The organism is Negativicoccus succinicivorans (assembly GCF_018372215.1).
GTDB lineage: Bacteria > Bacillota > Negativicutes > Veillonellales > Negativicoccaceae > Negativicoccus.
Genome location: NZ_JAHAJN010000001.1, coordinates 215,182 through 241,220, shown reverse-complemented (window position 1 = coordinate 241,220; position 26,039 = coordinate 215,182). Strand labels below are relative to the sequence as shown.

General features: G+C 48.7%; 23 protein-coding genes and 1 tRNA gene. 23 read left to right on the top strand and 1 reads right to left on the bottom strand.

All coding sequences use genetic code 11. From position 1 onward, the window contains the following. Position 1 precedes the first annotated feature (1 nt). The 7 genes from mutL to KIB08_RS01200 all read left to right on the top strand — a co-directional run bounded on the left by mutL (position 2) and on the right by KIB08_RS01200 (position 6,224). Positions 2-1,918, top strand: coding sequence for a DNA mismatch repair endonuclease MutL (gene mutL, locus KIB08_RS01230; protein WP_303988531.1), 1,917 nt, complete (start codon positions 2-4; stop codon positions 1,916-1,918). Further along, the gene (locus KIB08_RS01225; RefSeq protein WP_303988529.1) at positions 1,918-2,703 is read left to right on the top strand and encodes a class I SAM-dependent methyltransferase; all 786 of its coding nucleotides are present in this window, start codon (positions 1,918-1,920) and stop codon (positions 2,701-2,703) included. Before mutL ends, KIB08_RS01225 begins: the two co-directional genes overlap by 1 nt. After that, a complete protein-coding gene (miaA, locus tag KIB08_RS01220) occupies positions 2,700-3,629 on the top strand; it encodes a tRNA (adenosine(37)-N6)-dimethylallyltransferase MiaA (RefSeq protein ID WP_303988527.1) in 930 nt (309 codons plus the stop codon). Before KIB08_RS01225 ends, miaA begins: the two co-directional genes overlap by 4 nt. Position 3,630: 1 nt before the next feature. Further along, positions 3,631-3,840, top strand: coding sequence for an RNA chaperone Hfq (gene hfq / locus KIB08_RS01215; RefSeq protein WP_303988525.1), 210 nt, complete (start codon positions 3,631-3,633; stop codon positions 3,838-3,840). Between the two features lie 20 nt (positions 3,841-3,860). Beyond that, complete coding sequence (locus KIB08_RS01210) at positions 3,861-5,087, top strand: aminotransferase class I/II-fold pyridoxal phosphate-dependent enzyme (protein ID WP_303988628.1); 1,227 nt, start codon at positions 3,861-3,863, stop codon at positions 5,085-5,087. Positions 5,088-5,172: 85 nt separating this feature from the next. After that, a tRNA-Val gene (locus KIB08_RS01205) sits at positions 5,173-5,249 on the top strand. A 72-nt stretch (positions 5,250-5,321) separates the two neighbouring features. After that, entirely contained in the window at positions 5,322-6,224 is a 903-nt protein-coding gene (locus KIB08_RS01200) for an EamA family transporter (protein WP_303988522.1), read from the top strand. Here the strand turns inward: KIB08_RS01200 and KIB08_RS01195 are convergent. Then, positions 6,205-7,443 carry an aminopeptidase gene (locus tag KIB08_RS01195; protein WP_303988519.1) on the bottom strand — a complete coding sequence of 413 codons (1,239 nt, stop codon included), beginning with the start codon at positions 7,441-7,443 and terminating at the stop codon, positions 6,205-6,207. The genes KIB08_RS01200 and KIB08_RS01195 overlap by 20 nt on opposite strands. A 70-nt stretch (positions 7,444-7,513) precedes the next feature. On the opposite strand from KIB08_RS01195, the gene KIB08_RS01190 reads away from it, so the two are divergent. The 16 genes from KIB08_RS01190 (at position 7,514) to KIB08_RS01115 (ending at position 25,942) form a co-directional block, all read left to right on the top strand. Next, a complete protein-coding gene (locus KIB08_RS01190; RefSeq protein WP_303988518.1) occupies positions 7,514-8,065 on the top strand; it encodes a ComEA family DNA-binding protein in 552 nt (183 codons plus the stop codon). Further along, positions 8,062-10,314 (top strand): ComEC/Rec2 family competence protein, encoded by a 2,253-nt coding sequence (locus KIB08_RS01185; RefSeq protein ID WP_303988516.1) that lies wholly within the window; start codon positions 8,062-8,064, stop codon positions 10,312-10,314. The genes KIB08_RS01190 and KIB08_RS01185 overlap by 4 nt, the downstream gene beginning before the upstream one ends. Beyond that, positions 10,277-11,236 carry a DNA polymerase III subunit delta gene (holA, locus tag KIB08_RS01180; protein WP_303988514.1) on the top strand — a complete coding sequence of 320 codons (960 nt, stop codon included), beginning with the start codon at positions 10,277-10,279 and terminating at the stop codon, positions 11,234-11,236. The genes KIB08_RS01185 and holA overlap by 38 nt, the downstream gene beginning before the upstream one ends. After that, positions 11,233-12,651 carry a VanW family protein gene (locus KIB08_RS01175; RefSeq protein WP_303988512.1) on the top strand — a complete coding sequence of 473 codons (1,419 nt, stop codon included), beginning with the start codon at positions 11,233-11,235 and terminating at the stop codon, positions 12,649-12,651. The genes holA and KIB08_RS01175 overlap by 4 nt, the downstream gene beginning before the upstream one ends. A gap of 17 nt (positions 12,652-12,668) precedes the next feature. Further along, entirely contained in the window at positions 12,669-16,250 is a 3,582-nt protein-coding gene (locus KIB08_RS01170) for a PolC-type DNA polymerase III (RefSeq protein ID WP_303988509.1), read from the top strand. 143 nt (positions 16,251-16,393) lie between these two features. Continuing rightward, entirely contained in the window at positions 16,394-17,140 is a 747-nt protein-coding gene (gene rpsB / locus KIB08_RS01165) for a 30S ribosomal protein S2 (protein ID WP_075938665.1), read from the top strand. A gap of 33 nt (positions 17,141-17,173) precedes the next feature. Continuing rightward, entirely contained in the window at positions 17,174-17,821 is a 648-nt protein-coding gene (gene tsf / locus KIB08_RS01160) for a translation elongation factor Ts (protein WP_075938666.1), read from the top strand. A gap of 54 nt (positions 17,822-17,875) precedes the next feature. Then, positions 17,876-18,607 carry a UMP kinase gene (gene pyrH, locus KIB08_RS01155; RefSeq protein ID WP_303988504.1) on the top strand — a complete coding sequence of 244 codons (732 nt, stop codon included), beginning with the start codon at positions 17,876-17,878 and terminating at the stop codon, positions 18,605-18,607. Then, the gene (gene frr / locus KIB08_RS01150) at positions 18,600-19,157 is read left to right on the top strand and encodes a ribosome recycling factor (protein ID WP_303988503.1); all 558 of its coding nucleotides are present in this window, start codon (positions 18,600-18,602) and stop codon (positions 19,155-19,157) included. Before pyrH ends, frr begins: the two co-directional genes overlap by 8 nt. Then, positions 19,154-19,417: a hypothetical protein gene (locus KIB08_RS01145; protein ID WP_303988500.1), complete on the top strand. Its 264-nt coding sequence runs from the start codon at positions 19,154-19,156 to the stop codon at positions 19,415-19,417. Before frr ends, KIB08_RS01145 begins: the two co-directional genes overlap by 4 nt. Continuing rightward, a complete protein-coding gene (locus tag KIB08_RS01140; protein ID WP_303988498.1) occupies positions 19,401-20,120 on the top strand; it encodes an isoprenyl transferase in 720 nt (239 codons plus the stop codon). The genes KIB08_RS01145 and KIB08_RS01140 overlap by 17 nt, the downstream gene beginning before the upstream one ends. A gap of 2 nt (positions 20,121-20,122) precedes the next feature. Further along, positions 20,123-20,938, top strand: coding sequence for a phosphatidate cytidylyltransferase (locus tag KIB08_RS01135; protein ID WP_303988496.1), 816 nt, complete (start codon positions 20,123-20,125; stop codon positions 20,936-20,938). Next, positions 20,935-22,092 (top strand): 1-deoxy-D-xylulose-5-phosphate reductoisomerase, encoded by a 1,158-nt coding sequence (gene dxr / locus KIB08_RS01130; RefSeq protein WP_303988495.1) that lies wholly within the window; start codon positions 20,935-20,937, stop codon positions 22,090-22,092. Before KIB08_RS01135 ends, dxr begins: the two co-directional genes overlap by 4 nt. A 12-nt stretch (positions 22,093-22,104) precedes the next feature. Next, a complete protein-coding gene (gene rseP / locus KIB08_RS01125) occupies positions 22,105-23,142 on the top strand; it encodes an RIP metalloprotease RseP (RefSeq protein WP_303988494.1) in 1,038 nt (345 codons plus the stop codon). Positions 23,143-23,156: 14 nt separating this feature from the next. Continuing rightward, complete coding sequence (ispG, locus tag KIB08_RS01120; RefSeq protein WP_303988492.1) at positions 23,157-24,230, top strand: flavodoxin-dependent (E)-4-hydroxy-3-methylbut-2-enyl-diphosphate synthase; 1,074 nt, start codon at positions 23,157-23,159, stop codon at positions 24,228-24,230. After that, a complete protein-coding gene (locus KIB08_RS01115) occupies positions 24,227-25,942 on the top strand; it encodes a proline--tRNA ligase (RefSeq protein ID WP_303988490.1) in 1,716 nt (571 codons plus the stop codon). Before ispG ends, KIB08_RS01115 begins: the two co-directional genes overlap by 4 nt. Positions 25,943-26,039 lie beyond the last annotated feature (97 nt).

Here is a 26,039-nt window from a genome sequence, read left to right as displayed (position 1 = left end):
TATGGCGCAAATACATATTCTCGATGCCGTTACCGTAAATCAAATTGCCGCCGGGGAAGTCGTTGAGCGACCGGCTTCGGTAGCCAAAGAATTGATTGAAAACGCCTTGGATGCGAATGCTGCACATATTGAAATCGAAATTGCGGAAGGTGGCGCTCGCTACCTGCGTGTGACGGATGACGGCAACGGTATGACGGCGGAAGATGCAGCCCTTGCATTTGTACGCCACGCGACGAGTAAAATTCAAAAAGCGGCCGATATCTTCGCGATCAGCTCGATGGGGTTTCGCGGTGAAGCCTTGGCAAGTATCGCGTCCGTCGCCAAGGTGACGTTGGTCACGCGTACGCAAGAGGCGGAAATCGGACAGGAAATTCGCATCGAAGGCGGCGAGTTAATTTCCTCGCAAACGATCGGAGCGCCGGTAGGCACGACACTTGAAGTGCGAGATTTATTTTACAATACGCCCGCGCGACAAAAGTTTTTGAAAACGGAACGTACGGAAAGCAGTCGGATTAATACATTGGTAGGCAAATTGGCCTTAGCGCATCCGCAAATCGCGATTCGCTTGATCAATAACGGTCGTACCGTGATTGATACGCCCGGCAACGGAGATATGTTAGATACATTTGCATCCTTATTCGGAACGGATCTTGCGAATGCCATGTTGCCGGTGGAGTATCAAACCGAGACCGACAGCGTGACCGGTTATATCGCTAAACCGGCTGTACTGAAGAGCAGTCGCCAATGGCAAACGTGGATTGTCAATGGTCGCATCGTGGAAAGCCCCGCTTTGAGTCGGGCACTCGACAATGCGTATCATTCATTGTTGCCGAAACGCGGCTACCCGCCGGCCGTGATTCGCGTGCTGATTTCTCCCGCGGATGTCGACGTAAATATTCATCCGCAAAAGCGGGAAGTCAAATTCAGTGATGAGCAGGCGGTATTCCGTGCGGTATATCATGCGGTTTTAAATGCGTTGACGAGTGTTGATGATGCGGCCACAGTGGCAACAGAAGTGACACAGGCACCGCTTGGTATGCAACGCCATACCGCTGCACTGCAAGGCGAATCCGCACCGGCACAAAATGAATTTACGCTAGCGGATAAGAAAACGGATTTTGAGCTCCGGCAAGGGGTGTTGGAGCCGACGGTACGTCTGCCGAATGCCGTTACGAAACCGAGCTCATCAGGCGCTCCGGCCGCTTCAACACAGACGGCAACGTCTTACGCACCGCCGCGTTGGAGCGTCGCGGAAGAAAATACGTTCAGCGAATACATGGCGAAAGTACAGCAAGATGATACCTCCGACGAAGAAGAACGCATTTTATTTACACCGCAGGAAGATGCAGAGGCTGCACTTGTCCCACTGGGGCAGATCGCGAACTGTTTTATCGTTTGCCAAAAAGGCGAAGAACTCTACATCATTGACCAGCATGCGGCGCATGAAAGAGTACGCTACGATCGTTTGGCACAGGCGACTGAAGGGATTCCTGCGCAAACCTTACTGGTGCCGCAACTCTTGCAACTCGATGCCGAAGATGTTCAAGCATTGCTCACTCATGAGGAGCAGTTGCACGCACTGGGATTTCAATTTGAGCAGGCCGGACCGCAATTGTTGCGCTTAGTAGCAGCTCCTGCCGATGCCGTCGGTACCGAACAGGAACGCATGCTGAGTGAAATCAGTTTGGCGCTGCAGGCGGATACGCCGCCGACAGCCGAACAGTTACGCCATCGCGTATTGGCATATGCTTCCTGCCGCGGAGCGATCAAAGCGGGGCATGCATTGAATATTCGTCAGATGCGGGAATTAATTCGTGATTTGCTCGCGACGAAACGCCCATTTGTTTGCCCGCACGGCCGACCGGTTATGGTTCGATTTACCGCCGCCGATTTGGCAAAATTGTTTCGGCGTTCCTGATGATGATATGGGGGATTACGACCGGCTATAAGCCGACCAACGAGCAACGCATGCAGGCACAGGAGTTGGCGTCCGAGTGGCAACTTCCTTACGTGGAGCGAGGCCATGCATCATTGCGTCGTTTGGCGGAACGAACACGGATTTCCCATTGGCTTGTGCAATTGCAGCGGGGATTAGTCGCAACGGATGGAAAGACACGGCTGGAATTTCATTTGCAAATGGCAAAGCTACGTGCGCTGAATTGGGAACGTAAGCGCCAAGATCATTTTGCCGACCTTTTGTACGAGGCTTCTCCCAAACGTTTTTTAGATGCCACATTCGGTCGAGGCAGCGACGCGATTATGGCCGCGTATACCTTGCCTGAGAACGTGGAAATCATTGCGCTTGAAAAGTCATTTCCGGTGTATGCAGTGGGCAGAGACGGTTTGCGTTCCATGCAAGTTCCCGAATCACCGGCATTGACGGCAGCGTTGCGACGGATTCATTTGCTCCATGCTGACGTAAGCGACTATCTTAAAAAACAACCGGATAACCGCTTTGATGTCATTTATTTTGACTTCATGTTTCATCATACGGTGAGCCAAACGAATAACTTGGCTGAATTGCGCACATTTGCCGCGCAAACAGGGCTGGATGAATTACTCTGGGAAGAAGCAAAGCGAGTTGCTAAAAAACGTATTATTGTTAAAAACAGGCCGTTCGCGAGCTGGTTTAAGACGCATCCGCCGACGTTTTTACGCGGCGGTACGTATAGTCGAGTGGTTTACGGGGTATGGGACTTATGAAACAACGCCTGGTAGTTATTATGGGGCCGACGGGGGCGGGTAAAACAGAAGTGTCATTGCATCTTGCCGAAATGTTCAATGGGGAAATTATTTCGGCGGATGCGTTTCAAGTGTACCGCGGCCTGGACATCGGTACAGCGAAAGCAAAACCCGCTGAACAGAAACGTGTCGTACATCATCTGCTGGACATTAAAGAGGTCACTGATAACTATACGGTGGCCGAATTTTGTGAGCGTGCCAGGGTACTGATCACGGATATTGCCGCGCGGGGGAAAACCCCTTTTTTGGTCGGTGGTACCGGTCTGTATGTACAAGCATTGCTTGAAGGTTATATATTCCCTGACATCGGACCGGTTCGGGAATGGACGCAGCGCTACAATGAAATGTATCGCACGCAAGGGTTGGAACGATTACGCGAGGAAATGCGGCAACGTTCTCCGGAATATTTTGCGACACGGACGGTAGGCGATCCGCAACGATTGATTCGCGCCCTTTCCGTACTTGCGGCGGGAGGCAGTTACGAAGCGACAAAGCAAAGCGATGAGCCATTGTATACCGGACCGATATTTGCGCTGGTACCGCCGCGTGAGATATTGTATGAGCGTATCAATGCCCGTGTTGAAAAAATGTTTGCCGAGGGTTTGGAAAACGAGGCGCGTTGGCTTTGGCAAAAGCATGAAGGTAGTATAAGCCAAGCGGGGAAAGGGATAGGGTACCGTGAATGGCCGGCATACTTTGCGGGGGCGCAGACACGTGAAGAAACGCTTGCTTTGATACAGCTTCATACGCGGCGTTTTGCCAAACGGCAAATGACCTGGTTGCGCCGAATGCCATACATAACGTACATAGATCCGTGCGTATACCCGAGCGCGCAAGCACTCGCTGATGCCATGCAACAAATCATTAAAAACAACTGGGAGACGTGAAATGACAAATAAAATAAATTTACAGGATGCTTTTCTTGATACCTTAAAAAAGGCGAAGGCCACAGTTAATATTTATCTTTTGAACGGGGTTAAACTGCAGGGAATTGTCAAAGATTATGATAATTTCACAGTATTACTTAAAAGTCAGGAAAAAGAACAGCTGATTTACAAGCATGCCATTTCTACGATTCAAGAAGGGGAAAAAGAGTGAACGATTCACAATCATCTGCAATTACGCTTAAGGAGATCGAAACGCAGGCTTTACTCACATGTCGGGAAGCGTTTGCGCGCTATGATGAAGTCGCGGTAAAAAATACCGAGAAAATCTTAACGGCATTTCGTGAATGCCAATTATCCGCATTTCATTTTCAAGGAACGACAGGTTATGGTTATGACGATGTCGGTAGGGAAACCTTGGAAAAGGTATTTGCGCATGTTTTTCGTGCGGAAAAAGCGCTGGTCCGTCCACACTTTGTTTCAGGAACACATGCCTTGGCGACAGTCTTGTTGGCGTTACTTAACCATGGAGACGAAATGGTCTGCGCGATGGGAACCCCTTATGACACGATGCAAACGGTTATCGGGCTTACCGGTAATGCGCCGGGAAATCTGCGAGAGCGTGGCGTAACATATTATGAAGTTGCTACGAAAGACGGTCGCTGCGATCTTACCGCGTTAGCGAATGCGGTAGGACCCAAAACGCGTCTGGTATTGATCCAACGCTCGCGTGGTTATGCGGAACGAAAAGCATTGACAATTACTGAAATAGCCGAAATCATTCGTGTCATCAAAGCGAAAAATCCGCAGACGATTTGTTTTGTCGACAATTGCTACGGAGAGTTTACCGCCACGCAAGAACCGATCGAAATCGGCGCTGATATTGCAGCCGGCTCTCTGATCAAAAATGCCGGTGGCGGGATCGCTCCGACAGGAAGTTATGTCGTCGGTCGTGCCGATCTGGTCGAAGCCACGGCGCATCAACTGACGGCGCCCGGTTTGGGCGATGAGATGGGTTCGTATACGCCGGGGTATCGACTCTTTTTTGAAGGCCTTTTTATGGCGCCGCATGTAGTCGGACAAGCATTACGCGCCGCCGAATTTGCTGCCGCCGTATTTCATCGTTTGGGTTTCAAAAGCGAACCGCAATTAGGCACGGAGCGCAGTGATCTTATTCAAACGATCGAATTAGGCACGGAAAAAGCATTATGCGGGTTCTGCGAGGGTTTACAGGCATGGTCGCCTGTCGATGGTTATGTTCGTCCGGTTCCGGGAGAGTTACCGGGGTATGCCGATCCGATTATCATGGCCTGCGGCGCATTCACGCAAGGGTCATCCATTGAACTTTCCGCTGACGGTCCGTTGCGCGCACCGTATACAGTGTATTTGCAAGGCGGTTTGGTATTTGAACACTCGCGTTTGGCTATTATGGGTGCAGCCGCCAAAGTGCTTGAGCAATAAAAATCAAAAATCCCATCCTTTCGATGGGATTTTACTTTTACTTGACAATGATATCTTCTCTCGGGTAAAATAAACAAAATTACTCGGGGCTATAGCTCAGTTGGTTAGAGTGCTACGTTGACATCGTAGAGGTCACTGGTTCGAATCCAGTTAGCCCCACCACTTTACACCGTCAGGGTGCTTTTTTTTTCGTTTAAATTTTTACATATGCGAAGTATCGCGGAAAGGATCCATATGGCAAAATGGGCAGTTGCAGTTGCTGCGCTTTTTTGGGCAATCAGCGGCGTAGTAGCTCAACAATTGTTTGCTTCCACGACGATTCAGGCACCGGCCTTAACCACGATTCGAATGACACTTAGCGGGATTTTATTTTTGCTGATTTTTTTTGTAACGAGCTCCAAGCAGAGAAAACTCGCTTCACGCACTCGCAAATTTTATCTGCTGGAAATGCCGTTGTTCGGAGTGCTGGGTATTTTCGGCATGCAGTATACGTACTTTCAAGCGATTCAGCAAGGTAGCGCGGTAGTGGCAACTGTATTGCAAAATTCCGCGCCGGTGTTGTTACTCTTCTGGGCGATTTGGCGCACCAAGTCTTGGCCGAATCTGACCGATGTGTTGGCGACCACAGGAGCAGTCATCGGCGTTGTGCTGCTGGTGACGGGCGGCGATGTGACTAAATTCCTCGTTTCGCCGATAGCTATTTTCTGGGGGATTTTATCCGCCTTTGCCGCCGCATTTTACATCCTTTTCCCGCTTTCGTTACTGCGGCGCTTTCCCGCACCCTATTTATTGGGCGTGGGGATGTTGTACGGCAGCATGTTCAGCTATTGGATTACACCGGCGACTGATTGGTCTATATTCTTTCATTCGCAAGTTCTGCCCATGCTTTTATACATCGTGGTAGGCGGAACGGTAATTCCATTTTTTTTGTTTCTCTATGCGTTACGCACGTTGCCGCCGACCACAGTCAGTGTGCTTACCTGTCTGGAACCCTTTGGCGCAGTTGTTTTTTCAGTGCTCTTTTTGGGGATGTCATTCGGTTGGGGAGAAATCATCGGCGTTATTTGCGTCATGAGCGCGGTGCTTTTACTTACTTTCAGTAAAGAACCGCGCGAGCCTACGCAAAGTTCGGACTGAAATTGCCGTCATGGAAGATTTCTACTTCGCGACCGTCTTTTGTGCGTCCGATAATGGTAAGGTCAGAACTTCCTATCATAAAATCCACATGAATCATCGAGCGGTTTAAGCCGGCGGCGGTCAATTCGTCGTCGGTTTTTGTTTTGCCTTCGGTGATGCAAGTCGGATAGGCCGCACCCAATGCCAAATGACAGGAGGCGTTTTCGTCAATTAACGTTTCATAGAACGAATAGGGAATTTGCGCAATGGGTGAATCTTTTGGTACGAGTGCGACTTCGCCTAAAAAGCGCGCGCCTTCATCCGATGCAAGCAGTTGATCGATGGACTCCTTGCCTTTCGATGCTTCCGCGTGCACTACTTTGCCGTCGACGAAATCAAGCTCCAATCCTTCGACCGTTTGGTTGTAAACGACTAATGGGCGAGTGCCGGTGACGTGACCTGTCATGCGGCGAAAATCCGGGGCGGTAAAGATTTCTTCCGTGGGGATATTGGCGGCGAACGGAACCGCGCGGCCGCTTTTTTCATTGCCGCCTTGCCATATATGCGTATCCGGCAAGCCAATCACGAAATCCGTGCCGTTTTTGCTCATGTAGTGCAATGTGTCCAGTCGTAACGCATCTAATAATCGACGACGTCTGTGCAACGTATCTAAATGATTTTGCCACGCCGCCAACGCATCTTCGTTTTGAATACGGGAAACATAAAAAATGGCATCCCATAGCTTTTCCAAAGCTATTACCGGCGTTTCGGCCGGAAATAGAAGTGCTGCCCAAGTGGGGGTTGCAACGGCCGCTACCAGCCACTGCACTTGCGAGTTCATAATGGCTTGTGAGTAAAACTGAAATATTTTGTTTTTGGCCTGCTGGAACGCGTTAATTCGTGTCGTGGGTACTTCTTTGAAAAGCGGCGAATCGCAACTTACTAAAGAGATAATAGCTCGATTTTCCGCCAAATATTCTTGCGCCTTGGTGACTTGTGAAGGACGAATATACAACAGCGAATCTTCCTGCGCGCACTGCAGACGTCGCGCGAAAACGCTACCGGACTGCCAATCGACCTGTACATCGCCGGCACCATGCGCGTAAGCGGCATTTACCAAAACGGTGACAAATTCATGCGCTTCCACCGGTGCATTAATAAGTAACGGTTGCTCGGGCTGCAAGTTCACGCCGTATTGTAAAAGAACATCCGCATACGATTTTGCAAGTTTTTGATCCATGATTCATTGCTCCTTTGTATGACTGGGTATATAATCAAACCGTATAAAATAAGAGAAAGAAGGATTAACGGTGCATTTTTCTCGACCCGTCACTCACGCACTGTTGGTAGGTGCCTTATCGCTTTCGTTTTTAGGAATATTATACTATTTTCTGGCAGAAGATTCCCAACCGGAGCCGATGCCTATGACAGCCGCTTCGGTAGCTTCCCCTGTCGAAGAAAATATGTTGGTTTACGTAGCCGGAGCAGTGGAACAGCCTGGCGTGTACCGGTTGCCGCTCGGCAGTCGAGTTAAAGATGCGGTACAGGCGGCCGGGAATTTATTACCGTATGCCGATGCGGAAGCGGTCAACTTGGCGGCGAAGTTGCGTGATGGTGAGCAAATCAGCGTGCCGTTCAACTTTAATCCGCCGGAAGGGCAACTCGGCATCAGGTATGTGAATATTAACACCGCGAATTTGGCAGAACTGACTACGCTTCCGGGCGTGGGTGAGGCAACTGCGCAAAAAATTTTAGACTATCGACGGGAACATGGTCTGTTTCGTCAATTAACGGACTTGGAAGAAGTCAAAGGAATCGGTGAAGGAAAATTCAAAGAGCTGCGTCGTCATATTACCATTTGATCTGGCATTATGGCGCGTTGCTGTTTGCATCGGCAGTCGCGCTTGGGATCACGTTAAATACTACGTATTCGTTACTTGTCTACGGAATTTTATTGATTGCAGTCGGCGCACTTACCGCTTTTGGTTTTCTGAAGTCGGAAAAAGCGGAGCGTAAGTGGCTGCTTTTAATTTTATTCAGCGGTTTACTTGCAGGCGGGGCAGGATTTCATTGGCAAGAAAAGCAATCAGCGGATCTTGCCTTTTTTGTATACAACGAAACCGGTACATACCACGTCACTGTGGAAAGGGAAGCGCAGGTTTTTGCCGACGGGGATAAAGTAACATATCGGTATCCGGTGGCGCTAAAAATGTTTTCCTATCCGGATGGTGTCACAAGGAGTGTCAAAGGGAAAGCGTATCTTTATTTGGACAGCGCGCAGTATGAACCGTATTCCGTCGGTACCGTGTTGCAAGTTGCGGCGAAATTAAAACCGTTTCGCTATTATCAAAATCCCGGACAAAAAACACTTTATTATCGGCATCGCACAGAACAAATGCTGGGCAATTTATACGTTCCGCTTAAGGCCCGAGTTAATATTGCAGGCATGGATAAAGGCTATTACTTTTTGTCTTTGGCGCAACACCTGCGCGAGACGACGCGGACATTTTTTGCGCAGGCGCTGCCGAAGACGACCGCGGCGTTGGCGTTTGCCTTATTGTGGGGTGGTTATGATGGCCTTTCGTCCGAACTGATTAATGCGTTTGCCGACTCCGGTATTATTCATATTTTATCTGTTTCCGGTTCTCATATTGCGCTTTTGTTCGGTCTCCTTTGGTGGCTCGGCAGGTGTCTTCGCGCACCTGCATCGCTTACATATGGCGCCGCTTTTTTATTGGTTTTTGCCTATGCATTTATCACCGGTTGGCAACCGCCTGTGGTGCGCTCGTTTTGGATGGGGGCAGCGGCATTTGGGGGAATATTGCTTCGACGCGACGTGGATGCGACCCATTGGCTAGGTTTGGTAAGCTCCCTGATGCTGCTGTATCAGCCGCTACTTTTATATGATGTGAGTTTTCAACTTTCATTTGGCGCCACATTGGGATTGATAACTTTTTATGGCCATTGTACGCAACTGTGCCGTACACTTTTGCATGTACCGTTACGTCTGGCGCAAGGGATCGCGGTTACCGTTGCCGCAAATATTTTTTTGTTGCCGTTGCTGTTATATTATTTTCAGGCATTGCCGCTTTATGCAGTACTGACAAATATTGTCGTCGCGCCGTTGTTGGAAATCATTATTGCGGTAGAATTGGCGGCGGTCATTCTGCATTTCGCCTGGACGTTACCGGCATTGGGACTCTTGCGAATCGTCCATTATGGTCTGGCTATTTCGGTTGCACTGATTCAAGCTGTGGCTGATTTACCGTTGGCACAATTACGATTTCGCGCGTTAAGTGTCGTTGAAACTGCTCTCTATTTCGTCGGCTTGGAAATAGTAGTTATGTGTTTTAAGTCTAAGGATGCGCGGTTGAAATATCCGGTATTAGTGTTTTTAGTCGTTTGCCTTGGGGTGGGGTTGTATAGGATTACGCAAAATGGACAAACGCGCATTTTAGTTCCGGACGTCGGTCAAGTGGGGGTCGTTTGTCTGGAAACGGGGGAACGACGGGTTTTATATATCAAGGAAAGCCGCTTTGCTCGACAAGATTATCCCCAGGCGCTGACCCGTGCGTTAAATTTTTACGGTATTTTTACTGTAGATGACTGTATTTATGTGACACCGCGTGAAAATACAGCAGAACCGTTTCCCGCGCATCGCTATCTGCGGGCACAGGAAATTTCCGATGGCAAAGATACGCATGTTATGTCAACGGTGGATACTTTTATTCAATATCCCGGCTTGGTTGCCAATCAAAATGGAGCGGTACTGGTTATGTCGGGAGGATCGGCGTTGGTACAATTACAAAATGAAAAATCCTTGGCGCTGCCAAGTACGACGAATTTACTTGTGATAGCGAATGCGCAAAGTGCGAGGACAATATTGGCACAACAGCATCCGCAACTGGCTATCACAGTGCCCGATGGGAACTTTAGCGGTAGTGAAGGTACGGCGGACGGCAGCGAGGAGTTTCGCGCGAAAGGTATATCTGTGTATAATAATGAAGAGACAGGAATGATAGTCGCATCATTACATGGTCATACGTGGCACATCGAAACGGAGATAAAAACGGATGCAGAAGGACCGAATTTACCTTTTTCACGGTACTGATATACCGGCTGTTTATGCCCGCAAGCAACAAGCCGGAAACGGTACTGCAGAAACCGTGGAACAGGGTAAAGAACACAGTACGACCGCGGAAATCGTGCAGCAAATCAATCAACCGTCGCTCTTTACCGAAGTGCGTCGGTTTGAATTTGTTAATCCTTTGTTTTTGACACAAAAGGATGAATCGATTCCGGCGAAGGAATTTCTGCAGGCATTGGAAAATGTACCGGCGGAAACGCGTGTTTTTTTTATTTTGGAAGGTAAACCGGACCGTCGATTAAGCTTGGTAAAAAAAATTTTGCCGCTGGCGCAAGTATCGATGTCAGAATTTATTCCGGGATGGAAAGTAAGCGCCGCTTTTGATAGTGTCTTGCGCGCCCAAGACCGAGGATTAAGTCGTGCTGCGCGCCAGTACTTGCAAGCGGTGGCGGAAAGCTGGGAGAATATATCGTCCGTTTTTATCACTACAGAAGCGCAAAAATGGCAGCTAATGACGGATCAAAAAGAGATCCCGCTCGAAGTGGTACAGGAGTCGTTACCTTCGTACCTGCAACGGCAGGTGTTCCGGTTTTGGGATGATTTGGTGGATCAACGTAAACGATCTGTTCTGGAAGCCGTTCCGCATTTATTTGATGGCATAGATGAAACCTTGAAAAATACCGGCTTTCTGGCTTCGCAACTGCGTCTTTGCTTGGGGATTTATGAATTGGAACATGCCGGTTTTGCGACGAGAGATATGGCACGAGAATTGCAAGTTAAAAATCAATGGCGCTGGAAAAATGTTTACGCCGCAGCGCAGAAACTGAACTATGAGCAGTGCGCTACGCTGTTGCTGGCATTATATCGCACGCAATGGCGACAACGTAACGGTTATGATGTTTCGTGGCGAGAACTGTTTAGTGAATATTTACGAGGAACGTTATGAAGAAGAATGCAAGGATTGCCATCTGCGTAGCGGCAGGAATTATTCTTACATTGTTGTTTTTGCCTTTGTTTGTCAACGGGACAAGCGGTGTCGTCCGCGGAGTCAAGCTGCAGGATCAGGATGTGTCAGGTTGGCAAGCGGAAGGACTGCAACGCTATTTGGCAGAGCAAAACAACAAATATGAAGATGCGGCGCTGAATTTGACCTATCAAACCTACACTTGGTCGATTCCGATGCGCGACCTGAAACTTGCCATAAATGCAGAGACAACAGCGGCTGCTGTCAGCAGCTACGGTCGTACCGGTTCATGGTTTCGGCAATGGTGGGAGCAGTGGCAAAGCTACCTGAACCCGATTCAAATGAATTGCACGGTCGCTTATGACACGGCACATTTAAATGAAATTCTGAAGGCCAAAGTGGATGAGCTGGCAGCGCCGCCGCACAACGCTGCTGTATCTTTGAATGAAGCTGGGGACATTGTGATTGAAACGGAAAAACCGCGACTGATATTGGATTATGCGCAAGTCGCCAAAGCGGCTGAGGAAAAAATAAATGCGCAGGACTTTTCTCCTTTAATGTTGCAACCCAGCCAAGTGGATTTGCCGACGTTGTGCAAGGAGCAGTTGGCGTCGATCAACACGGTTTTGGGTGAATATACTACTTATTACGGCGGTGATGAAAACCGCAGCGCCAACATTTATAAAGGAAGCGCTGCCATTTCCGGGGCTTTGTTGGCGCCTGGTGAAACCTTCTCGTTCAATGACACGACCGGCTTACGTACATATGAGGCCGGTTATTTATCGGCGCCTGTTTTTATTAATGGAGAACTGGTTCCCGACGCCGGCGGCGGTATTTGCCAAGTCAGCACGACCATGTTTAATGCGGTCCTTTTGGCGGGGCTTGACGTGGTGCAGCGCACACCGCATTTTGCACCGGTCGGTTACACGGAAATCGGGCGGGACGCGACCGTAGCGGATAATTCCATTGATTTTATATGGGTCAACTCAGCGAAGTCACCGGTGTATGTTATGGCGACAGCCGGCGGCGGTGCGATTAATGTGAAAATTTTGGGAAATAGTGATGATCGTCCTGCGGGAGTCGCGATCACAACAGAACCGGCAAAAGTTTTACCGCATGAGAAAAAAGAAATTGTGGTAAATGATCAGAAAGAGGATGTTGTAGAAGAGAAAGGTCATGACGGCTACTCTGTCGTAGTGCATCGTCGTGTCAGCTGGAGTGACGGACGGGCACTTACGGACACATTTTATTCCGTATACGACCCGGTTACGACGATCACAAAGCTGTCGCCGCAGGAGGCGCAAAAACGCGCGGCATTACTGGCGAAAGCTAAGACGGAACATAAACAGGGAAAAGATCGTGAAGCATCCGAAGCGAAAAATAAAATTCAGACGTAAGGGGGTACCGATAGGCATTGCGAAAGTATAAATTTGTTCCTCGAAAACCGGCAACATTTAAAGAATTAGTTGTCGACATCCATGGAAAAACTTGGGAAATCACAAAGACAGCGGACTTTACGCCGCAAAAAATAAATGAATTTGTACCGCCGGCCGTGACGCTAAAAGTAGACGGTGAAACAGTCACGCTTACGGTGCTTCCCGGTTCGACTGACGAAAATAGCGCGGCTCCGGCGAGCAAAGTGGCGCCGGCTTCATTTGCACAGGAAAATGGGGCCTCACAAGAAGAGATAACCTCAGAACTGACGTCGACAGAAGCGGCGGCGCCCGAACCGGAAACCAAGGGTAGCGATGCGACACCGTCCGTAAGCACGACGGATATGGTAAGCAATTGGCAAAGTTTGCTGTATGATGATCGATTTTTGCAGGCGCGTGCCCAAGTTAAAGCCGGCGGTGATCCGGAGCTTTTGATCGGCAAGCGCAAAATCAAAGCGACACCGCTTGCGATGCGGGAAATTCACGAAGAGATGGCCACTGTTATCGTTGAAGGGGATGTTGTATCGGCTGAAGTTCGCGAATTGCGGACAGGTCGCAAACTGCTTAAATTAAAAATGGCCGATGACACGAACGGTCTGGCGGCGCAGTATTTTTTTGAAAAAGGAGAGGATACTTCCTGTTTGGAAAAAAACCTTTGCCGCGGCAAACGTGTACGGGCACGCGGCGAAGTGCGCCAGGATAAATATTCGGGCGGTTTGGTTATGCAACTTTCCAATTTGATGCTGGTACCGACCGAAATGTGCAGTCATGCAGATGACCATCCGACACCGCGCGTCGAACTGCACCTCCACACTAAAATGAGTACGGACGCGCTGATTGATGTGGACCGTCTGTTGACCACGGTAAAAGAATGGAATCACCCCGCGGTCGCCATTACCGATCATGGTGTTGTCCAATCATTCCCTATAGTGCAGGCATTGGCGGCGGAAAAAGGTGTCAAAGTCATTTACGGGATGGAAGGCTACCTGATTGAAGATATCCCGGCGGATATTACGCGCGATCAGCAAAAATATACCCATATTATTTTATTGGCGAAAAATCGCGTCGGTTTGCAAAACTTGTACCGACTGGTTTCGCTTTCGCATTTACGGTATTTCAAAAAACGACCGCTCATTCCGCGAGCGATTTTAGATGAAAACCGCGAAGGATTAATCGTCGGTTCTGCCTGCGTTGCGGGGGAACTGTTCCGTGCCGTTTTGGACGATTTGCCGCGCTCGGAGCAACTGCGAATTGCCAGTTACTATGATTATTTGGAAATTCAGCCGATCGGGGACAATCGTTTTCTCTTACAGGATGATCGCTATCCCGACATAAAAACGGATCGCGATTTGCAGAAGCTGAATGAAGTTATAGTCAGTCTGGGGGAAGAGCTGAATTTACCGGTCTGTGCAACTTGCGATTCGCATTATTTGTTTGATGAAGATAAAATCTATCGCGAGATTTTACTCAGCAAATGGGGTAAATCCGGTGAGCCCGAACAATTGCCGGACCTTTATTTGCGTACGACGGAAGAAATGCTGGAAGAATTTTCTTATCTGGGCGAGACGAAAGCATTTGAAGTCGTCGTCAGTAATACCCGTGGGGTAAGCGAACTGGTGGAAGATTTTGCGCCGCTTCCTGCTGACGGAAAATTATATTCACCCCAGATCAGCGGCTCGGACACCGAGCTCGAACGCATGTGCTATGCAAAAGCAAAACGCCTTTACGGCGACCCTTTGCCGGAGATCATAGAAGAACGATTGAAAAGTGAACTCGAGGCGATCATCGGCAACGGTTTCGGTGTGTTGTATTACATCGCGCATAAGTTGGTAGCCCACTCTTTAGGAGACGGTTACCTGGTCGGCTCACGCGGTTCAGTCGGCTCCTCCTTTGTGGCAACCATGGCGGATATTACGGAAGTAAATCCGTTGCCGCCGCATTATTTGTGTCCGCAATGTCAATATAGCGAATTTATCACGGACGGATCCGTAGGTGGCGGATTCGATCTTGCGGATAAAGCATGTCCCAAATGTGGCGCGGCATTGCACAAAGACGGTCACAACATTCCGTTTGCCGTATTCTTGGGGTTCGAAGGGGATAAGGTACCGGATATTGATTTGAACTTTTCCGGTGATTATCAGCCGCAAGCGCATAAATATACGGAAGAATTATTCGGACGCGATAATGTGTTTCGCGCCGGAACAATCAGCGGAATTCAAGATCGCACCGCCTTCGGCTATGTTAAAAAGTACGCGGAGCAAAGGCAATTGGTGACAAATGATATCTACGCGGAGAGTTTGCTGACCGGTATTACCAAAGTCAAAAACACTACCGGCCAGCATCCGGGCGGTATTATGGTCTGTCCCCGCGATATGGATATTTTGGCATTTACGCCGATCCAGCATCCGGCTAACAAAAAAGAGTCAGGCATCATCACGACTCATTTCGACTACCATTCCATTGAAGGACGTATGGTCAAACTCGATATTCTGGGGCATGATGATCCGACCGTCATTCGTATTTTGGAAGATTTGACGGGCATCAAACCATCGGAAATTCCCTTTGATGATCCCGCCACCATCAGTCTCTTTTCTTCGACGGAAGCGCTGGGGCTGACACCGGAGCAATTAAATGGAGATACCGTCGGGACGCTGGGGATTCCGGAATACGGCACGCAATTCGTACGCCAGATGCTGGAAGATACGCACCCGCAAAACTTCAGTGAATTGGTTCGTATCAGCGGCTTTTCTCATGGCACGGATGTGTGGCTTAATAATGCCAAGGATTTGATTACGGCCGGCGAAGTCAAGCTGGAAGATGCGATTTCGACCCGTGATGACGTGATGAACTATTTAATTCAGCACGGTGTGGCACCCAAAATTGCGTTCAACGTCATGGAAAATGTTCGGAAAGGACGCGGTCTCGAAAAGAAAAATAAACAGGGGCAACCTGTCAGCAAAAACGAAGAAGCTCTGCGCAAAGAAAAGATTCCGGAATGGTTCATCAATTCCTGCAAAAAAATCTCGTATCTTTTTCCACGGGCGCACGCAGTGGCATATGTCATGATGGCATTTCGTATTGCCTGGTTTAAAATTTATCATCCGCTGGCGTTTTATGCAGCATACTTTACCGTACGTGCGCGCGGTTCTTTTGACGGCAAGGCGATCTTGCCGGGGTTGGCGAGCCAAGAAAAAATGTGGAAATATATTCAGGCCAAAGGCCGCGACGCCAGTGCGGTAGAAAAGGATTCCGCTACGAATATTGAAGTGGCGATGGAAATGGCTCAACGCGGTTTCCGTTTTAAACCTATCGATCTTGCCCGTTCCCACGTGCGCGATTTTGTGGTGGAAGATGGGATGTTGTTGCCGCCGCTTTCCTGCGTACCGGGACTTGGCGAAACTGTGGCGGAAGAAATTGTGACGGCACGTGAAAACGGCCCCTTTACTTCAAAAGAGGATTTACGCAAACGCGGTAAGGTCAGCCAGACGATTGTTGAAACACTAACGGAAATGGGAGCCTTGGAAGGAATGCCAGATGAAGAACAATTAAATTTATTTGGTTAATCCCACACTTGCGGGCTTACCGTAAGCTGTGATATACTTGTACAGGTCAAAATACGCACGCCGATGGATTCAGACAGCTGTGTCCGGATAACCGGGCCCTGTCGGAGAGGAAGCGGCGGAGGTAAAAAACAGGAGGTAGTAAAATGTCAGTAGTATCTATGAAACAATTGTTGGAAGCCGGTGTTCATTTTGGACACCAAACTCGTCGTTGGAACCCGAAAATGGCACGTTTCATTTTCACGGAACGCAACGGCATCTACATTATCGATCTGCAGCAGACCGTTAAAAAAGTAGACGAAGCGTATGATTTCCTTCGTGACTTGGCGGCATCGGGTAAGTCGGTATTGTTCGTCGGGACGAAAAAACAGGCCCAGAATACTATTCAGGAAGAAGCGGAACGCTGCAACCAGTTCTACGTAAAAGAACGCTGGCTGGGCGGCATGCTGACCAACTTCAAAACGATCCAATTGCGCATCAAACGTTTGCAGGAACTGAAGGCAATGGAAGAAGACGGTCGCTTCGATCTCTTACCGAAAAAAGAGGTCATCGGTTTGCGTCGCGAAATGAGCAAACTCGAAAAATATCTCAACGGTATTAAAGATATGAAAGGATTGCCGGGAGCGCTCGTAGTTATTGATCCGAAGAAAGAGCAGATCGCGGTAGCGGAAGCACGGAAGCTTAATATTCCGATTATTGCTACAGTTGATACCAACTGCGATCCGGATGAAATTGATTTTCCGATTCCGGCGAATGATGATGCGATTCGCGCCGTAAAATTGTTGGTCGGAAAAATGGCGGATGCCGTTTTGGAAGGCCGTCAAGGCGAGCAGGATGAAGTAGCGGAAGCGGAAGAAAGTGCTGAAGAAGCTACAGAAGAAACAGCGGAATAAATTACGACAAGCATATAAGGAGGGACTGCCTGAATGATTACAGCAAGCTTGGTAAAAGAATTACGCGAGAAAACAGGCGTGGGTATGATGGATTGTAAGCGCGCCTTGGTGGAAACGGACGGCGATCTCGAAAAAGCGGTGGACTATCTTCGTGAGAAAGGTCTTTCCAAGGCCGCCAAAAAAGCGGACCGCGTAACGGCGGAAGGTTTGGTAGCATCCTACATTCACGGAAACGGTCGTATCGGGGTTTTGGTGGAAGTCAACTGCGAAACGGACTTCGTAGCTCGTTCGGAAGATTTCCAGCAACTCGTTAAAGATGTCGCAATGCAGATTGCGGCGACGAATCCGCGCTATCTCACGCGAGAAGACGTTCCTCAGGAAGCGATTGATCATGAACGAGAAGTACTTCGTCAGCAAGCCCTGAACGAAGGAAAACCGGAAGCGATCGTTGATAAAATGACCGAAGGTCGACTGGAAAAGTTCTATCGCGAAAACGTTTTATTGGAACAGGAATTCGTTAAAGATACGGACAAATCGGTACAGCAAATGATCACCGAAATGATCGCGAAAATCGGTGAAAATATCAGTGTTCGTCGATTCACACGTTATCAGCTCGGCGAAGGAATTGAAAAACGGCAAGACGACTTCGCATCCGAAGTAATGGCCACGATGAATCAATAAGAGAACACACATGTGTGTTCTCTTATTTTCTAGGTGCAGATGCGGAGGTTTGTTATGGAAGCAAGGAAGTATCGTCGAATTGTATTAAAGGTAAGCGGAGAAGCCCTTGCGGGCGAAGCGGGTCACGGCATTGATCCGATTGTCACCGAATCGATTTCCAAGGAAATTGCTGCGGTTGCGGACAGCGGCGTGGAGGTTGCAGTGGTCTGCGGCGGCGGAAACATTTGGCGCGGTATTTCCGGCAGCGCCCAGGGCATGGATCGTGCATCAGCGGACTATATGGGCATGCTTGCAACCGTGATCAACGGCCTGGCACTGCAGGAAGCGTTGGAACAGATCGGTGCGTCCACACGTGTGCAGACGGCGATTGAGATGCGTCAGGTAGCGGAGCCGTACATTCGTCGACGGGCGATTCGTCACTTGGAAAAAGGCAGAATTGTCATTTTTGCCGGCGGCACGGGCAATCCCTTTTTCTCTACCGATACAACCGCCGCTTTACGTGCGGCGGAAATTGAAGCGGACGCTATTATGATGGCAAAACGCGGTACGGATGGCGTATATGATGCGGATCCGCAAACCAACCCCGACGCAAAAATGTTTGACTCGCTGACATATTTTGAAGTCATGCGTCGACAATTGGGTGTGATGGACAACACGGCGATTACTCTGTGCATGAATAATCATATTCCGATTATTGTATTTAATATTGACACCCCGGGCAATATTTTAAAAGCAAGCATGGGGGAACGGATTGGTACGTATATTGGAGGCGACGAAAATGTTTGATGAAATCATGCTGGACTTGGAAACGCGTATGGATAAAGCGATTGAAAACTTGCAGTTTGAATTTGGTACCATTCGTACCGGTCGCGCCAATACAAGTCTTTTGGAAAACATTATGGTGGACTATTATGGTGTTCCGACTCCGGTTACTCAAGTTTCGTCAGTTTCCATTCCGGAACCACGCATGCTGTTGATTCAGCCGTGGGATAAAAGCATGCTCGGAGCTATTGAAAAAGTGGTCCAAATGTCGGACTTGGGCTTGGTGCCTAATAACGACGGTTCGCAAATTCGCCTGAACATTCCGCAATTGACCGAAGAACGTCGTAAAGAGTTAGTTAAATTGGTGCATAAGCGCACGGAAGAAGCACGGGTTGCAGTTCGCAACGTGCGTCGTGACGGTAACGAGCAATTAAAACGCGAAGAAAAGAAAGACGGCGTATCGGAAGACCAGGTAAAAGTGGCCACTGACGATGTGCAGAAATTGACCGATAAAAAGATGAAAGAAATCGATCGACTGGTAGAAGCGAAGGAAAAGGAAGTGCTCGAAGTTTGAGTACTGCTATTTCTACGCAGTGGCTGGGCAGACCTCTTGGTGAAGTGGCAGATGCGCTGCACGAAAGAGGTCTGCTTTATTCATTTTCAGAAACGGAAAAAGACAGCCGCCATTATATCGTTGCTCTGCAACATCAATACGTCGTACGAGTATGCATAGATAATCAGTCGATCGTCACTTGTGCCAAACAAGTTTATAGTGATGAGGTAAATGCATACATTAGCAAGCAATATGGGGAACAATATGTCGTCAAAGCCTAATTCATTGCCGGCTCACGTAGCCATTATTTTGGATGGCAACGGACGCTGGGCGAAAATGCGTGGACAACTTCGGCGAATGGGGCACAAAGCAGGCGCTCAAAATGTTAAAACGATTGTCCGTGCAGCTTCGGATCAGGGTATAAAAACACTTACTTTATATGCTTTTTCTACGGAGAATTGGCGGCGCTCTACTACGGAAGTCGCTTTGCTGATGCGCCTGTTCAGCTGGTATTTAGAACATTATATTGATGAGTTAAACGAGCACAATGTACAAGCGCATGTCATCGGCGACAGAGAACGATTAAGCGCCGACTTAATTGCGAAAATAGAACGTTTTGAAACGGCAACGGAAAAAAATACCGGCTTAGTTTTAAATATCGCACTCAATTACGGGGGCCGTGAAGAAATTTTGCAGGCGGCACGCCGATATGCGGATGACTTTGCGCAAAAAAAAATATCGACATTGACGGAGGAACAATTCCAGCGCTACTTGTATCCGTCCGCGATGGCGGATGTGGATTTATTAATTCGTACCGGCGGCGATCAACGCATCAGCAATTTTCTTTTATGGCAGATTTCATATGCGGAACTTTACTTTACCGATACTCTGTGGCCGGATTTTTCACCGCAGGATTTAGCGCTCGCGATCGCTTCCTTTGCAGGCCGTGAACGACGGTTTGGGGGCTTGCAGGGAGAGGAGTAAATATGTTACGAACACGCGTTATTACAGCACTTATCGGTGCCGCCGCTTTTCTCCTGTTTATCTATTGGGGCGGGATTTGGTTGGCGTTGCCGGTATGGGGCTTAGCTTTTTTAGCATTATTGGAATATAAACATATTTTGCAACAACGGCAAATTTATGCATCGGCTATCGTGATGACTATTGTCATGACGTTGATGATTATCGGTGCAGAGACTGTCGGCGGTATCTTTTTATTGATTCTTTTGCCGGCGATTTTACCATGTCTGTTCCTCGTAGCATTTTGTTTACGACGTGCGCCAGACTTTTTATCGCTGTTTTTCACTATTGGCGGCGTGTTGTACATCGGTGTCGGTTTCAGCACCTTGCTTTTGTTGCGTAGCGCGTCGTTTTTGCATGGAGCGGCATTCGGCTCCGGCACTTTTTGGGTCTGGTTTGCGCTTTTGGGAACGTGGATGAGCGACACGGGTGCTTATTTTGCCGGCAAACGATTTGGAACCAAAGCGGTGGTTCCGCAAATCAGCCCGCATAAAACGCTTGAAGGTTTTATCGGCGGTGCCCTTTTTACAATAGTGGGATTGCTCATATATGCGTACGCCGGTCAAGTACCGCTTTCGCTTGCACTCGGTTTAGCTATGGCGGTAGCGATGGTCGCGCCGGCAGGAGATCTTTTTGAATCGCTTTTGAAGCGCTACGTAAATGTTAAGGATTCGGGACATATATTGCCGGGGCACGGCGGTATTTTGGACCGTTTTGACAGCCTTTTATTCGTTACACCGGTGTTGTACTCGCTGCTTTTATTTTTTATAGGTGACTTATGAAAAAAATTGCGGTATTGGGAAGTACCGGATCGATAGGTACGCAAGCTTTAGAAGTTATTCGTGAGCATTCGGATAAATTGCAGGCCACCGTATTGGTGGCTCATCGTAACACTGATTTATTGCGGCAGCAGATCGAGGAGTTTCATCCTGAACTGGTTGCGGTAACGGATAGGGAAGCCGGGAAGCAGCTGCGAGCTACTTATACCGGTCCGACAAAAATTATTGTCGGACCGGAAGCGTTAACAGCAGCTGCTGCGGCAGCTAATGCCGAAATCGTTTTGGTAGCCATTTCGGGCGCTATTGGGATCGCGCCTACGTTAGCTGCGATTGATGCACACAAAGTTATTGCTCTTGCGAATAAGGAAACGATGGTAGCCGCCGGCGATCTGGTTAACCGCAAAGCAGTAGAGGCAGATGTTACCATTTATCCTGTAGACAGTGAACATAGCGCGATTTTTCAATGTTTACAGGCAGTTCCCAAAGACGCGTTGGCAAATGTCATATTGACGGCTTCGGGAGGACCTTTCCGTGGCTATAGTGCGGCGCAACTTGCCAATGTAACCGTTGCCGATTGTTTAAAGCATCCGACATGGCAGATGGGACAAAAAATAACGATTGATTCCGCGTCCTTATTTAATAAGGGGTTGGAAGTTATCGAAGCCCATCATTTATTTGCCGTCGACTATGATAAAATAGAAGTTGTTGTACATCCGCAGAGTATTGTTCACTCGATGATTCGTTTGCGGGATGGCGGTGTGCTTGCTCAGCTGGGTGTTCCGGATATGAAATTGCCGATTCAGCTGGCGTTTTCGTATCCCGAGCGATGGACGATCAATAATTCTCCGCTGGATTGGGATACGGAGCGTACACTGGAATTTGAGCCGCCGGCAACAGATGTTTTTCGCTCCCTGCCGCTGGCGTATCAGGCAGGGCACATGGGCCAATCGGCGACATTAGTTTATAACGCGGCCAATGAAGAAGCAGTGAAGGCGTTTATTGCAGGTAAAATTTCGTTTACAGATCTTTTTACCGTGACGGAAGAAATGGTCGTAACTCATACGCCGACACCATTGCGTGATTGGCAAGACATTGTGGCGGCAGATCGGGCCATTCGCAAGCGAGTGACGGGATTTATTGCGACATTATCGAAATAACGGAGGAATACTTTGCTGACTATTATCGCGACCATTTTTGTATTTGGCGTGATTGTTCTTGTGCATGAGTGGGGACACTTTATTACGGCTAAATTGACAGGCATGCGAGTGGATGAGTTTGCGGTCGGTTTCGGCAGCAAGTTGTGGTCAAAGCGTGTGGGAGAAACAACGTACTCTTTACGATCTGTTCCTCTCGGGGGATTTAATCGTATTGCAGGCATGACGGAAGAGCAGGTCGAGGAGGATCAAGTCGATCCGCGTCGCGCCTTCGTATATAAACCGGCTTGGAAACGTTTCATCGTGATCGTGGCCGGTGCAGCTATGAACTTTATTCTGGCCATTATTTTGATCAGTGGTCTGTTTAGCGCGTACGGCGTTTCTACACCGAGTGATGAACCGATCATCGGTGAAGTTCTTACACAGGCGCCTGCATCAAGTCATCAATTAGCGCTCGGCGATCGCATTGTAGCGATTCAGGGGGAGCCAATCCGGCAATGGAATGAGATTTCTCCCCATATGCAAAAATGGGGCGGACAAGTGGTTACGTTACGAGTTGAACGTAACCATGAACCGCTGACGTTACAAGTGATCCCCGGAAGCGATAACGGACGTGTAGTACTCGGTATCCTTCCCGTCATTGAAACGCGGCCGGTAGGCTTGTTCGAATCCGTTCAGTACGGTGCAGAACGTTCATGGAACTTAACAGCGCAGATGTGGAAAGGCATCGGTCAGCTGATTACCGGGAAAGTTTCCGGCAGCGAATTGGCAGGACCTGTCGGTATAGCGCAAATGGCAGGAAACATTGCGCGTACCGGGTTTGCCAATTTATTGATGTTTACCGCCGTATTGAGCCTTAACTTGGGCCTGCTTAATTTATTGCCCGTGCCTCTGTTGGATGGTGGCCATTTATTGCTGATTGTGGTAGAGGGTATTATCGGTAAAAAATTACCACCAAAATACCTGTACTATATTCAGATGACGGGACTGTTTCTTTTGGGCGCACTTTTTATTTATGCGACGAGTAACGATATCTTACGATTTTTGAAATGACATGAAGTGATAGGATGACACGAAGAAAAACAAGACAAATTCATATAGGACAAGTAGCGATCGGCGGGGATGCACCGGTATCTATTCAATCGATGTCGACGTTCACCCCGACGGACATCACAGAGGCGGTAAAGCAAATCAATGAACTTGCGGATGCCGGTTGTGACATTGTGCGTTTGGCGGTGCCGAATCGGGCGAGCGCGCTCGCGTTGAAGCAGGTCAAAGCGCAAACCGGCGTGCCGTTGGTAGCCGATATTCACTTTGATTACCGCTTGGCCCTGGATGCAATTGACAGCGGCGTTGACGGTTTGCGGATAAACCCCGGCAATATCGGCAGCATGGAAAATGTGTTGAAAGTAGTCGAGAAAGCCAAACCGAAACGAATTCCTATTCGTATCGGTATTAACGCGGGCTCATTGCCGGAGCATATTTTGAAATCCTACGGTGGCCATCCGACCGCACAGGGAATGGTAGCTTCTGCGTTGGAACATATTCGGATATTGGAGCAGGCCGATTATCGTGAAATGAAAATTTCACTGAAATCCACGGATGTTCCTATGATGGTGGAAGCGTATCGAACGCTTGCCGATCAATGCGATTATCCGCTCCATTTGGGCGTGACGGAAGCCGGGACGGTGATGCGAGGCAGTATTAAGTCGGCGATGGGGATTGGTGCTCTTTTGCTTGACGGTATCGGCGACACGATTCGTGTGTCATTGACAGCCGATCCCGTAGAAGAAGTAAAGGTTGCGAAAATGATTTTACAGGCAGCCGGTTATTCTACGTATGGGGCGGTCATGATTTCATGCCCGACCTGCGGGCGTTGTCAAGTCGACTTAATTCAGATGGCAGCGGAAGTCGAAAAACGTCTGGAAGGTATTAAAACGCCGTTGCGTGTAGCCGTCATGGGGTGCGTCGTCAACGGTCCTGGGGAGGCTCGCGAAGCGGACTTCGGAATTGCCGGCGGCAACGGTCAAGGCGTTTTGTTCCGAAAAGGCAAAGTGTTGCGTACTGTTTCTGAGGATGATTTAGTCGACGAACTGATGAAAGAAATTAATCAATATCTAGCGGAGGAGAAAAAGGTATGAGAGCATCTCAATTATATAGTCCCACGTTACGTGAAATGCCGGCAGATGCGGAGGTAATGAGTCACAAACTGATGTTGCGTGCGGGGTTTATCCGTAAACTCAGCGCAGGTTTATATACATTTTTGCCGCTGGCTTGGCGCACGTTGCGTAAAATTGAAACGATCGTGCGAGAGGAAATGGATGCTATCGGTTCGCAGGAAATTATGATGCCGATTATTCAGCCGGCAGAAATTTGGCAGGAATCGGGACGCTGGGGTGCCTACGGTGAAGAGATGTTCCGTCTTCAAGATCGGCATCAGCGGGAGTTTTGCCTCGGACCGACGCATGAAGAGATGATAACCACGCTGGTCAAAATGGATGTTTCTTCGTACAAACAATTACCGCTTACTTTGTATCAAATTCAAAATAAATATCGCGATGAAGTTCGGCCTCGTTTCGGATTAATGCGAAGCCGCGAATTTATTATGAAAGACGGCTATTCGTTTGATGCTGACCCGGCAGGCATGAAAGTCAGCTATCAAAAGATGTATGATGCGTATAGTCGCATTTTTACACGTTGCGGATTGGATTTTCGACCGGTAGAGGCGGACTCGGGGGCCATCGGCGGCAGCGGCTCACATGAATTTATGGCTTTTGCCAAGTCCGGCGAAGCGGCTGTTGTACGTTGTCATGATTGTGATTATGCGGCAAATATCGAAGTCGCATGTCCGCAAACACTGGATATTGAAAGCGAAGCAGCCGGCGTAGAGCTCGAAAAAGTGGCGACACCCAATCAGAAAACCATCGAGGCATTGTGTCAATTTTTACAAATTGATGCTGCACAAACGATTAAAGTCGTTATGTATCAGGCAGAAAAGAAATTGGTCATGGCCGTTGTTCCGGGCGCGGCAGAAGTCAATGATGTGCGCGTGGCTGGATTGGTTGGCGCTATCGAGTTGCCGCTTGCTGGCGATGAAGAGTTACAGGCTCTTGGCCTTGTTCCGGGGTATCTGAGCCCGATCGGTTTGACTCCGTCGGATGATTTGGAAATCATCGTAGATCCGAAAGTTATGCAAATGACAGATGCTGTCAGCGGTGCCAACGAAACCGACATGCATTTCCGACATGTTATTCCGCAAAGGGATTTCCCCGATGTGCGCGTGGAAACGATTCGTCTGATTACAGATGAAGATGCGTGCCCGAAATGCGGCGGTCATATTACCATTGATCGAGGTATTGAAGTCGGTCAGGTATTTCAGTTGGGCACAAAGTACAGCGAGTCGCTGAACGCCATGTTCCTGGATCAAAACGGCAAGTCGCACCCCTTTTATATGGGCTGTTACGGTATCGGTGTATCGCGGACGATGGCGGCGACAATTGAGCAAAGTTATGACGACGATGGGATTATTTGGCCGGTTGCGATTGCGCCGTATCAGGTGGTCGTCGTAGCAGCTAACAGCAAAAATGAAGAACAGCAACAGGCGGCGGAACAATTATATAATGAGTTGACCCAGGCGGGCATCGAAACGGTCTTTGATGATCGTAAAGAACGCGCAGGTATCAAATTCAAAGATGCCGACTTGATCGGTTATCCGGTTCGTGTGACCGTCGGGAAAACATTTGTTGAAGACGGTGAAGTAGAAATCAAGGTTCGTCGGAGTGGTGAAATCACGAAAGTGAAGTCTGACAAAGCTTTGTCAAGAGTGCAAGACTTGTTGGCGTCACTGGCATAAAGGCACAAATAAAAAAGAGTCGACGCATCGACTCTTTTTTATTTGCAGCGCTGACGGCCGGGTTAAAGACCTATGTTATAATAAAGACTTGAAGAGG